The sequence below is a fragment of the Kosakonia sp. S57 genome (assembly GCF_016516575.1).
Lineage (GTDB): Bacteria > Pseudomonadota > Gammaproteobacteria > Enterobacterales > Enterobacteriaceae > Kosakonia > Kosakonia cowanii.
Genome location: NZ_JACVUL010000018.1, coordinates 14409 through 26054, shown reverse-complemented (window position 1 = coordinate 26054; position 11646 = coordinate 14409). Strand labels below are relative to the sequence as shown.

Annotated in this window: 13 protein-coding genes; all 13 read right to left on the bottom strand. The window is 53.2% G+C overall.

Annotated features, from left to right (window positions below):
• Positions 1-12 precede the first annotated feature (12 nt).
• The 13 genes from IAE48_RS16985 to asnC all read right to left on the bottom strand — a co-directional run bounded on the left by IAE48_RS16985 (position 13) and on the right by asnC (position 11526).
• Entirely contained in the window at positions 13-432 is a 420-nt protein-coding gene (locus IAE48_RS16985) for a F0F1 ATP synthase subunit epsilon (RefSeq protein ID WP_042714842.1), read from the bottom strand.
• Positions 433-452: 20 nt separating this feature from the next.
• Positions 453-1835 carry a F0F1 ATP synthase subunit beta gene (gene atpD / locus IAE48_RS16980; RefSeq protein ID WP_042714841.1) on the bottom strand — a complete coding sequence of 461 codons (1383 nt, stop codon included), beginning with the start codon at positions 1833-1835 and terminating at the stop codon, positions 453-455.
• A gap of 26 nt (positions 1836-1861) precedes the next feature.
• Entirely contained in the window at positions 1862-2725 is an 864-nt protein-coding gene (atpG, locus tag IAE48_RS16975) for a F0F1 ATP synthase subunit gamma (protein ID WP_042714839.1), read from the bottom strand.
• A 50-nt stretch (positions 2726-2775) separates the two neighbouring features.
• Entirely contained in the window at positions 2776-4317 is a 1542-nt protein-coding gene (gene atpA / locus IAE48_RS16970) for a F0F1 ATP synthase subunit alpha (RefSeq protein ID WP_042714836.1), read from the bottom strand.
• A gap of 12 nt (positions 4318-4329) precedes the next feature.
• Complete coding sequence (atpH, locus tag IAE48_RS16965; protein WP_200135073.1) at positions 4330-4863, bottom strand: F0F1 ATP synthase subunit delta; 534 nt, start codon at positions 4861-4863, stop codon at positions 4330-4332.
• A gap of 13 nt (positions 4864-4876) precedes the next feature.
• Complete coding sequence (gene atpF / locus IAE48_RS16960; protein WP_042714832.1) at positions 4877-5347, bottom strand: F0F1 ATP synthase subunit B; 471 nt, start codon at positions 5345-5347, stop codon at positions 4877-4879.
• 58 nt (positions 5348-5405) lie between these two features.
• Positions 5406-5645, bottom strand: a complete 240-nt coding sequence (gene atpE, locus IAE48_RS16955) for a F0F1 ATP synthase subunit C (protein ID WP_007369368.1) — start codon at positions 5643-5645, stop codon at positions 5406-5408.
• Between the two features lie 48 nt (positions 5646-5693).
• A complete protein-coding gene (gene atpB / locus IAE48_RS16950) occupies positions 5694-6512 on the bottom strand; it encodes a F0F1 ATP synthase subunit A (RefSeq protein ID WP_076769280.1) in 819 nt (272 codons plus the stop codon).
• 8 nt (positions 6513-6520) lie between these two features.
• Complete coding sequence (gene atpI / locus IAE48_RS16945; protein WP_054803523.1) at positions 6521-6901, bottom strand: F0F1 ATP synthase subunit I; 381 nt, start codon at positions 6899-6901, stop codon at positions 6521-6523.
• A 618-nt stretch (positions 6902-7519) separates the two neighbouring features.
• On the bottom strand, positions 7520-8143 hold the full coding sequence (gene rsmG, locus IAE48_RS16940; protein ID WP_200135072.1) for a 16S rRNA (guanine(527)-N(7))-methyltransferase RsmG: 624 nt from the start codon (positions 8141-8143) through the stop codon (positions 7520-7522).
• A 95-nt stretch (positions 8144-8238) separates the two neighbouring features.
• Complete coding sequence (mnmG, locus tag IAE48_RS16935; protein ID WP_094422635.1) at positions 8239-10128, bottom strand: tRNA uridine-5-carboxymethylaminomethyl(34) synthesis enzyme MnmG; 1890 nt, start codon at positions 10126-10128, stop codon at positions 8239-8241.
• A 372-nt stretch (positions 10129-10500) separates the two neighbouring features.
• Positions 10501-10950, bottom strand: a complete 450-nt coding sequence (gene mioC, locus IAE48_RS16930; protein WP_200135071.1) for an FMN-binding protein MioC — start codon at positions 10948-10950, stop codon at positions 10501-10503.
• A 117-nt stretch (positions 10951-11067) separates the two neighbouring features.
• A complete protein-coding gene (gene asnC / locus IAE48_RS16925; protein WP_039054911.1) occupies positions 11068-11526 on the bottom strand; it encodes a transcriptional regulator AsnC in 459 nt (152 codons plus the stop codon).
• Between the last annotated feature and the right edge of the window lie 120 nt (positions 11527-11646).

Here is an 11646-nt window from a genome sequence, read left to right as displayed (position 1 = left end):
TTCAAGCCGGTGTTACATCGCTTTCTTCGTCAACTCGATAACACGCAGTTTCGCGATAGCTTTCGCCAGCTCTGCAGACGCCTGAGCGTAATCCACGTCACCGTGAGAGCCTTTAATGTGCTCTTCTGCTTTACGCTTCGCTTCCAGAGCTCGCGCTTCGTCGAGATCCTGGCCACGAATTGCTGTATCAGCCAGAACGGTCACGCTGCCAGGCTGCACTTCGAGAATGCCGCCGGACAGGTAGATAAACTCTTCATGACCGAACTGTTTAACGATGCGGATCATACCAGGCTTAATGGCGGTGAGCAGCGGGGCGTGACCCGGGAAAACACCCAGTTCACCTTCACTACCCGTTACCTGGATTTTCTCGACCAGACCAGAGAACATCTGTTGCTCTGCGCTGACGACATCCAGGTGGTAAGTCATTGCCATATCACCCTCCGATTAAGGCGTTAAAGTTTTTTGGCTTTTTCCACGGCTTCGTCGATGGAACCGACCATGTAGAACGCCTGCTCCGGCAGGTGATCGTATTCGCCTTCCATGATGCCTTTAAAGCCACGGATGGTGTCTTTCAGGGAGACGTATTTACCCGGAGAACCGGTGAATACTTCCGCAACGAAGAACGGCTGGGAGAGGAAGCGCTGGATCTTACGAGCGCGAGCAACCACCAGTTTGTCTTCTTCAGACAGCTCATCCATACCGAGGATGGCGATGATGTCTTTCAGTTCCTGATAACGCTGCAGCAGAGACTGTACGCCACGCGCGGTGTCGTAGTGCTCCTGGCCAACTACCAGCGGATCCAGCTGACGGCTGGTGGAATCCAGCGGGTCAACGGCCGGGTAGATACCCAGAGAAGCGATCTGACGGCTCAGTACCACGGTTGCGTCAAGGTGCGCAAAGGTGGTTGCCGGAGACGGGTCAGTCAAGTCATCCGCCGGTACGTATACCGCCTGAACGGAAGTGATAGAACCGGTTTTGGTAGAGGTGATACGTTCCTGCAGAACACCCATCTCTTCCGCCAGCGTCGGCTGGTAACCTACCGCTGAAGGCATACGGCCCAGCAGTGCGGATACTTCAGTACCGGCGAGGGTATAACGGTAGATGTTGTCGACGAACAGCAGAACGTCACGACCTTCGTCACGGAACTTCTCAGCCATGGTCAGGCCGGTCAGTGCAACGCGCAGACGGTTTCCCGGCGGCTCGTTCATCTGGCCGTACACCAGGGATACTTTATCCAGTACGTTGGAGTCGGTCATTTCGTGGTAGAAGTCGTTACCCTCACGAGTACGCTCACCCACGCCCGCAAACACAGAGTAACCGGAGTGCTCGATCGCGATGTTACGGATCAGCTCCATCATGTTTACGGTTTTACCTACACCCGCACCACCGAACAGACCGACTTTACCGCCCTTGGCGAACGGACACATCAGGTCGATTACTTTAATGCCGGTTTCCAGCAGTTCCTGAGAGCTGGAGAGCTCTTCATAGGACGGCGCAGAACGGTGGATAGCCCAACGATCTTCTTCACCGATGTCGCCTTTCATGTCGATCGGCTGACCGAGCACGTTCATGATACGACCCAGTGTTGCTTTACCTACCGGGACTTCGATCGGGTGCTGGAGGTCTGTTACTTGCAGACCACGACGCAGACCGTCGGAAGAACCCATGGCGATGGTACGTACGATACCGCCGCCGAGCTGCTGCTGAACTTCCAGCACCAGCGTCTCGTTACCATTCTGAACCTCAAGAGCATCGTACACGCGCGGTACGGCATCCTGAGGGAATTCGACGTCAACCACGGCGCCGATTACCTGGACAATTTTTCCAGTAGCCATCATGAATCCTCTACGAATTAACCTGGTTATACCGCGGATGCACCACCGACGATCTCGGTGAGTTCCTGAGTAATGCTGGCCTGACGAGCTTTGTTGTATACCAACTGCAGCTCTTTAATCAGGCTGCCGCCATTGTCGGTCGCGGCTTTCATCGCCACCATACGTGCGGCCTGCTCGCTGGCCAGGTTTTCAACAACACCCTGATAAACCTGAGATTCAACATAACGGCGCAGGAGCGTATCCAGCAGCGCTTTTGGATCGGGTTCATACAGGTAATCCCAGGATTTATGCTTCAACTCTTCATCTTCTGCAGCCGGTAAAGGCAGCAGCTGAGTGATGGTCGGAACCTGAGACATGGTGTTGATAAATTTATTGCTAACAATATAAAGCTTATCCAGACGACCTTCGTCGTAAGCCTGCAGCATGACTTTCACCGGGCCGATCAGTTCAGACAGGGACGGGTTATCACCCATACCGGTCACCTGAGCTACCACGTTGGCACCAACGGAATTGAAGAAAGAGACGCCTTTAGAGCCGATCATCGCGAGTTCGCTCTGAACGCCTTTATCGGACCATGCTTTCATATCCGCCAGCACTTTTTTGAACAGGTTAATGTTCAAGCCACCGCACAGACCACGGTCGGTCGACACTACCAGGTAGCCCACGCGTTTTACATCGCGCTCTTCCAGGTAGGGGTGCTTATATTCCAGATTACCGTTCGCAAGGTGACCAATCACTTTGCGCATGGTATCTGCATAAGGACGGCTGGACGCCATGCGATCCTGCGATTTACGCATTTTGGAAGCGGCGACCATCTCCATCGCTTTAGTGATCTTTTGCGTGTTCTGGACGCTTGCGATCTTACTACGTATCTCTTTTGCGCCGGCCATGAGCTTCTCCTCAATGCCTTACGGCCTGCCCTAAGACAGGCCGCCAGACGTTACCAGGACTGGGTTGCTTTGAAGGAATCGAGGATGCCTTTCAGCTTGCCTTCGATTTCGTCGTTATAGCCACCGGACTGGTTGATCTCTTGCATCAGCGGAGCGTGTTCACGGTCAACGTACGCCAGCAGAGCGGCTTCGAAGCTACCGATTTTCGCCAGTTCCACATCTTCGAGGTAACCGCGTTCAGCCGCGAACAGCACCAGGCCCTGTTGTGCAACAGACATAGGGGCATACTGTTTCTGTTTCAGCAGCTCGGTCACTTTCTGACCGTGGCTCAGCTGTTTACGGGTTGCTTCGTCCAGATCGGATGCGAACTGAGAGAACGCCGCCAGCTCACGATACTGTGCCAGCGCGGTACGGATACCACCGGACAGTTTCTTGATGATCTTGGTCTGCGCTGCGCCACCTACACGGGATACGGAGATACCCGGGTTAACTGCCGGACGAATACCGGAGTTAAACAGGTTGGTTTCCAGGAAGATCTGACCATCGGTAATGGATATTACGTTGGTCGGAACGAACGCGGAAACGTCACCCGCCTGCGTTTCGATAATCGGCAGGGCAGTCAGGGAGCCGGTTTTACCTTTCACTTCACCTTTGGTGAAGTTCTCTACGTATTCCGCGTTTACGCGGGATGCGCGCTCCAGCAGACGGGAGTGGAGGTAAAATACGTCGCCCGGGAACGCTTCACGTCCTGGCGGACGACGGAGCAGCAGGGAAACCTGACGGTAAGCAACGGCCTGTTTAGACAGGTCATCGTATACGATCAGCGCATCTTCACCGCGGTCACGGAAGTATTCGCCCATTGCGCAACCGGCATACGGTGCCAGGTATTGCAGTGCAGCGGATTCAGAGGCAGTTGCCACAACAACGATGGTGTTGGACAGTGCGCCGTGCTCTTCCAGTTTACGAACCACGTTAGCAATGGTGGACGCTTTCTGGCCGATGGCCACGTACACACATTTGATGCCGGAGTCGCGCTGGTTGATGATGGCGTCGATAGCCATCGCCGTTTTACCGGTCTGACGGTCGCCGATGATCAGCTCACGCTGACCACGACCGATTGGGATCATGGCGTCGACGGATTTGTAACCGGTCTGAACCGGCTGGTCGACGGACTGACGATCGATAACGCCCGGTGCGATAACTTCGATTGGCGAGAAGCCATCGTTATCAACCGGACCTTTACCGTCGATTGGCGCACCCAGGGTGTTCACCACACGACCCAGCAGGCCACGGCCAACCGGAACTTCAAGAATACGGCCAGTACATTTGACCTTCATGCCTTCGGCGAGGTCAGCGTACGGACCCATCACAACTGCACCTACGGAGTCGCGCTCCAGGTTCAGTGCGATAGCGTAACGGTTACCCGGCAGAGAAATCATCTCGCCCTGCATACAGTCGGCCAGGCCGTGGATGCGGATAACACCGTCGCTTACAGAAACAATAGTACCTTCGTTGTGAGCTTCACTCACAACACTGAACTGAGCAATGCGCTGCTTGATCAGTTCGCTGATTTCGGTGGAATTCAGTTGCATGCTCCAGTCCCCTTAAGACTGCAAGACGTCTGCAAGGCGCTCAAGACGGCCGCGTACGCTGCCATCAATGACCATATCACCCGCTCGGATGATTACGCCTGCCATTACAGACTTATCGATATTGCAATTCAGCTTCACTTTACGTGACAGACGTTTTTCCATCGCTGTGCTGATTTTCGCAAGCTGTTCTTCACTCAGTGCGGAGGCGGAAGTCACTTCGACTTCGGCGATAGCCTCGCTGGCCGCGCGCAATTGAATGAACTGCTCAAGAACATCAGGGAGCACCTTAAGACGACCATTTTCGGCCATCACACGAATCAGGTTTTGGCCTTTTTCGTCCAGTTGCTCACCACATACGGCGATAAACGAGCCGGCGAGCGTTTCCGGTGCAATCGCACCGGAGAGCAGCTCGGCCATTTGTTCGTTTTTCGTCACCTCGGCGGCGAACGCCAGCATATCCTGCCAGCGGTCAACGCTTTGGGTTTCGACGGCAAAGTCAAAAGCTGCTTTGGCGTAGGGGCGAGCTACCGTTACAAATTCAGACATCAGCCCCTCCTCCTTACAGTTCAGCGACCAGTTTATTCACGATGTCGCTGTTAGCAGCTTCATCCACGGAACGCTCGATGATCTTCTCGGCGCCAGCAACAGCCAGCAGAGCCACTTGTTTACGCAGCTCTTCGCGAGCGCGTTTACGTTCGGCGTCAATTTCCGCCTGCGCCTGCGCCACGATTTTGTTACGTTCCTGCTCGGCTTCAGCTTTCGCTTCGTCCAGGATCTGAGCACGGCGTTTGTTCGCCTGTTCAATGATAACCTGAGCTTCAGCTTTCGCTTTTTTCAGCTGGTCGGTCGCATTGGCCTGTGCAAGATCCAGGTCCTTTTTGGCCCGTTCTGCGGAAGCGAGACCGTCAGCAATCTCTTTCTGACGTTTTTCGATGGCAGCAATCAACGGCGGCCATACATACTTCATGCAGAACAGAACGAACAGGACAAACGCGATGGCCTGGCCGAGGATTGTTGCGTTTAGATTCACAGCACAATGCCTCTTATCTGGTTAACGTTCTAAACAATTGCTTGAAAAGCAACCCTTACTACGCGACAGCAAACATCACGTACAGACCCAGACCCACAGCGATCATCGGGATTGCATCCACCAGACCCATAACGATAAAGAACTGAGTACGCAGCAGAGGAATCAGATCCGGCTGACGCGCAGCGCCTTCCAGGAATTTACCCCCGAGGATGCCGATACCGATCGCAGCACCGATCGCCGCCAGACCCATCATCACAGCGGCAGCCAAGTACAGCAGATCCATATTCAGGTTTTCCATGACAGTCTCCAGTTTGTTTCAGTTAAAACGTAGTAGTGTTGTTAAAAATCAGTGCTCTTCAGACGCCATCGACAGATAGACGATCGTCAGAACCATGAAGATAAAGGCTTGCAGCGTAATGATCAGGATGTGGAAAATGGCCCATGGCACATTCAGAATCCACTGTGACCACCACGGCAGAAGACCCGCGATCAGAATGAAAATCAACTCACCCGCGTACATGTTACCGAACAGTCGCAGACCGAGAGAGACCGGTTTGGACAGCAGGCTCACGCCCTCAAGGATAAGGTTTACCGGAATAAATACCGGATGGTTGAACGGCTGGAGAGTCAGCTCTTTAGCGAAACCGCCAATACCCTTCATTTTGATGCTGTAGAACAGAATCAGGATAAACACGCCCAGTGCCATCGAGAGCGTGATGTTAACGTCAGCAGACGGCACCACACGCAGCGCAGGCAGACCGAACACATGCTCACCGATATACGGCAGCAGGTCGATAGGCAGCAAATCCATCAGGTTCATCAGGAATACCCAGACGAAAATCGTCAGGGCCAGTGGCGCGATAAGCTTGCTTTTGCCGTGGTACATGTCTTTGACGCTACCATTAACAAAACCAATCACCAGCTCGATCGCCGTCTGGAATTTCCCCGGTACGCCGCTGGTCGCTTTCTTCGCTACGCTACGGAACATCACCAGGAACAACAGACCCAGGACCACCGAGAAAAACATGGAGTCGATATTGAGCGTCCAGAACGTGGCCGGGGGGTTATGCGGATCCACCAGCGAGAAGGTACGCAAGTCAATCTGAAGGTTATTCAGATGGTGACCGATGTACTCCTGCGGTGTTGAAATTTCTCCTGCAGACATGATGCCTCTTACCCTTTGTTGTTAATTACAGCAGGTGCCAGTATCTGAACCACTAGCACCGAAACCCACGTGACTATCAGCGGCAAAAAAACCGCCTTCAAAACTGCCAGCGCCACCACCAGTAACACGAATGTCAGTAACACCTTGAGCGCCTCACCGAGGGCGAAGGTCCAGGCCACACGGCCTTTAGAAGGTGTATTCGCCTGATGACGCCAGGCAAAAATCATAAACAACATATTCGGCAATAAGACTGCCATACCTCCGCTCACGGCGGAAATGCCCCAGAAGGGGTCTTTGAGGCTAAACAGCAATCCACTTGCCATTACTGCCAGAAACTGAATAAGCAGAAGCCTGCGAGCAACGTTTCGGCTAAAGAGCGACACAGACATAATCTTTCTTAACTCCTGCTCCCTTTGAGGTATGTCGCGTGTCGTATAAAACGTTCTTTACGGCCCGGAGTCAAGCATCAAAAAGCGGTCAAATTATACGGTGCGGCCTCGTGATTTCAAACAATAAGTAGCGAAAAGGTGAATAAATGTTTAAATATTTTTCCCGAGGTCTATTTTTAAACTTTTGCACAAACGATGAACCTTCGAGCAAAAGTGCAAATAACGCGAAAAACCCGGCGATAAAGCGTGCACCAGGTCACAAATTAAACATATATGCCGTCATCGATTTAAAAGCCCGCAGATTTTAATGCTTTTCATCTTTATGAAAATAAAGACGATTTATCACAACTCTTTTTAAAACACTCGCCTCTACAACAAAAACCTTTGTTTGACATTTTTAATAATTATTTTACAAGTCACTCTAGTTTTGCAGTCCGATTTTTAGCGGACTGATATTTTCATTGTTGATTATTCTGATGCTGAATGAAAAAAAGCGACGTTAAATGTCAGATAAATCCTGGTTAAATTTAAGTTAAATGTAACCGGAAGTATCACTCTTTTTCGCCGCCTTTTTTAACATTCATGCAACAGCATCAATGCAACATTTTTTGATAAAAATTAAACTTTGTTTGCTTTAACGATCACCAGATGGCGCTCGCCTTCGAGGTGCGGAACTTTTAATTCAACAATCGACTCCACGGCTAAGCCCGCAGGTAACAGCGCAATCTCATCTTCCGGCAATTGTCCTTTCAGGGCATAAAAGCGACCGGCTTCGCCCGGAAGGTGATGGCACCAGCTCACCATATCGTTCAGTGAAGCAAAAGCGCGGCTGATTACACCGTCAAAAGGCGGCTCAGCGGGGAAGTCCTCGACGCGGCTCTGCACCGGCTCGATATTGGTCAGCTTCAGTTCATGCTGCACCTGGCGCAGGAAGCGAACGCGCTTGCCGAGGCTGTCGAGCAGGGTGAAGTGGGATTCCGGACGCACGATGGAGAGCGGAATTCCCGGCAGGCCGGGGCCGGTGCCGACATCGATAAAACGCGTTCCCTGCAGATGCGGCGCGACAACGATGCTGTCGAGGATATGGCGCACTAGCATCTCGTTCGGGTCGCGAACCGAGGTGAGGTTGTAGGCTTTGTTCCACTTGTGCAGCATTTCAACGTACGCCACCAGCTGCTGTTGTTGCTGATCGGACAGCGAAATGCCGGCTTCGGCCAGCAGACGAGAGAGTTTATTGAGCACAACGAATACCTGTTGAGAGACGACATGGCGAATAGCGCGATGCTTATCCGCCTTTTAGCGTTATCAGGCCCGCCGTGCGGGCCTGAGTGATACGGTTATGCGCTGCGGCGCAGCATCCCTTGCTTCTTCAGCCACACCAGCAGAATGGAGATTGCCGCTGGCGTAATACCTGAGATCCGCGAGGCCTGACCGATGGAAGAGGGTTTGTGATCGTTAAGCTTCGCGATCACCTCATTCGACAGGCCGTTTACCTGGCGGTAATCAAGGGTCGCCGGCAGGATCGTATTCTCATTGCGCTGCTGCTTTTCGATCTCATCCTGCTGACGGGCGATATAGCCTTCGTACTTGACCTGGATTTCAACCTGTTCCGCAGCCTGCTTATCTTCTAAGCCCGGTGCGAACGGCGTCAGCTGCACCAGCTGCTCGTAGGTCATCTCCGGGCGACGCAGCAGATCTTCGCCGCTGGCTTCGCGGGACAACGGCGCGGTCAGCTGTGCGTTAACGATCGGCGCATGTTCAGAAGCCGGTGACACCCACTGGGATTTCAGGCGCTGACGTTCGCGCTCGATGCTTTCCAGTTTCTCGTTGAAGCGCGCCCAGCGCTCGTCATCCACCAGACCGAGCTCGCGACCCGCTTCGGTCAGACGCAGATCGGCGTTATCTTCGCGCAGCATCAGGCGATACTCCGCGCGGGAGGTAAACATGCGGTAGGGCTCTTTGGTGCCCAGCGTGCAGAGATCGTCCACCAGTACGCCCAGGTAAGCCTGATCGCGACGCGGTGCCCAGCCCTCTTTATCCGCCGAGTAGCGCCCGGCGTTCAGACCTGCCAGCAGCCCCTGCGCAGCAGCTTCTTCGTAACCGGTGGTACCGTTGATCTGGCCAGCGAAGAAGAGGCCGTTGATATATTTGCTCTCGAGCGTCGGTTTCAGATCGCGCGGGTCGAAGAAGTCATACTCAATGGCGTAGCCCGGACGAACAATCTTCGCGTTTTCCATCCCCTGCATTGAGCGGACGATTTGCATCTGCACATCGAACGGCAGGCTGGTAGAGATGCCGTTCGGGTAAATTTCGTTAGAGGTAAGCCCTTCCGGCTCAAGGAAGATCTGATGCTGGTTGCGATCGGCAAAGCGCATCACTTTATCTTCGATCGACGGGCAGTAGCGCGGGCCGATCCCTTCGATCACGCCGGCATACATCGGGCTGCGATCGAGGTTATTGCGGATCACCTCATGGGTCTTTTCGTTGGTGTGCGTGATATAGCACGGCACCTGACGCGGATGCTGAGCGGCATTGCCCATAAACGAGAAGACCGGCATCGGATCGTCGCCGTGCTGCTGTGCCAGCACGCTGAAATCGATGGTACGCGCATCAATTCGCGGCGGCGTACCGGTTTTCAGGCGGCTGACGCGCAGCGGCAGTTCACGCAGACGGCGGGAGAGCGGGATCGACGGCGGATCGCCTGCACGGCCACCGCTGTAGTTATCCAGCCCGATATGGATCTTGCCATCCAGGAAGGTGCCGACGGTCAGTACCACCGCTTTCGCGCGGAACTTCAGCCCCATCTGGGTAACGGCACCAACCACTTGATCGTTTTCGACGATCAGATCCTCAACCGCCTGCTGGAAGATCATCAGGTTCGGCTGGTTCTCCAGCGCAGTGCGTACCGCCTGGCGATAGAGCACGCGATCCGCCTGAGCACGGGTCGCCCGAACGGCAGGGCCTTTGCTTGCGTTTAGTATCCTAAACTGGATCCCGGCATGATCGATCGCTTTCGCCATCAACCCGCCCAGTGCATCCACTTCTTTAACCAGGTGTCCTTTCCCAATACCGCCGATCGCCGGGTTGCAGCTCATCTGTCCCAGGGTGTCGATATTGTGTGTCAAAAGCAGAGTCTGCTGACCCATACGCGCTGCGGCCATTGCGGCCTCAGTGCCTGCATGACCCCCGCCAATGATGATGACGTCAAAAGGATCCGGATAAAACATGGTGGTATGCCTCGCCTGAGCGGTTAGAAAGTGAATTTGTGGCCGGGCCGTGGATTCTACTCAACTTTAGTCCAGTGAGAAAGACTCCGGATCCCGGCTATTAAAAAGAAGATCTTTATATAGAGAGATCTGTTCTATTGTGATCTCTTATTAGGATCGCGATGTCTTGTGGATAAGCCGGATCATCGCTTTAAGATCAGTTCATTAGGAAGGATCATTAACTGTGAATGATCGGTGATCCTGCAACGTATAAGCTGGGATCAAAAGGGCTGGTTATACACAGGGCGGATCGGTGAGCAGAGTTATTCATTGGATAACTACCGGTTAATAAGCGCTTTTAAGCCTAGTTATCCACTGCTGATCGCACGATCTTTACACAATATTGAGCAATTTAATCCAGGATCCCAGCCACTCTTCGGCCGGATCCTCCGGAATATCGTGATCGAGGATGTTGATCTTCAGCGTTTCACCGATTTGTTTGGCACCATTTTTCTTCAGCCCGGCTTCCATTTTTTCGATCGCCTGACAAAAGGTGTCATATTCACGGCTGCCGATACCGATCGCGCCAAAGCGAATCTGCGACAGATCCGGGTTCAGTTCATCAAGCTCTTCATACATTGGCAGCAGGTTGTCCGGGATATCGCCCGCGCCGTGGGTGGAAGTGACCACCAGCAAGAGCCCCTGCTGCGGCAAATCCTCTAATAACGGCCCATGGAACGTAAAGGTATTGAACCCCGCTTCCTCCAGCTTTTCAGCCAGATGCTCTGCCACGTATTCCGCACCGCCAAGGGTGCTGCCGCTAATAAGAGTAATGTCTGCCATGAATCCGCTCCGTTTTAGTCGCCCTGCGACGACAAAGTGGGGCGTATTGTACGCTGTGAATGAGCTGGGATCTACCTGTGGACAATGCGGGTATAGATCGTGGATGAAAACGCCCGGTTACGGGCGGATCGTGCGCATGATGGGGTTTTGCAACGAGATCAATGTCTCGGTGGACTGGATCTCATCAATAGTCTGGATCTTGTTGATAAGTACCTGTTGCAGCGCGTCGATCGAGCGGCACATCACTTTAATAAAGATGCTGTAGTGTCCGGTGGTGTAGTAGGCTTCGGTCACCTCTTCGAGGCTCTCCAGTTTTGCCAGTGCCGAGGGGTAATCTTTAGCGCTCTTCAAAATGATGCCGATAAAGCAGCAGACGTCGTAACCGAGTTGCTTCGGGCTGACGTCGATGCGCGCGCCGGTGATAATACCCGCCTGCTTCATCTTCTCTACCCGCACATGAATGGTGCCTGGGCTGACGCCGAACTGCTTCGCCAGTTCAGCATACGCCGTACGGGCATTGGCCATTAACGCTTCGAGGATGCCGCGATCCAGATTGTCGATCTGATAATTTTCCATACGTTTTTCTTATGTAGATTAATGATTCATTCTATTTTAGCCGGCTATTTTAGCGATTCAAAAGCGTGTTGGCCTTTTTAATTGTGGATTATTGAACTTATGCCTGTTTCTGTTGCTTAA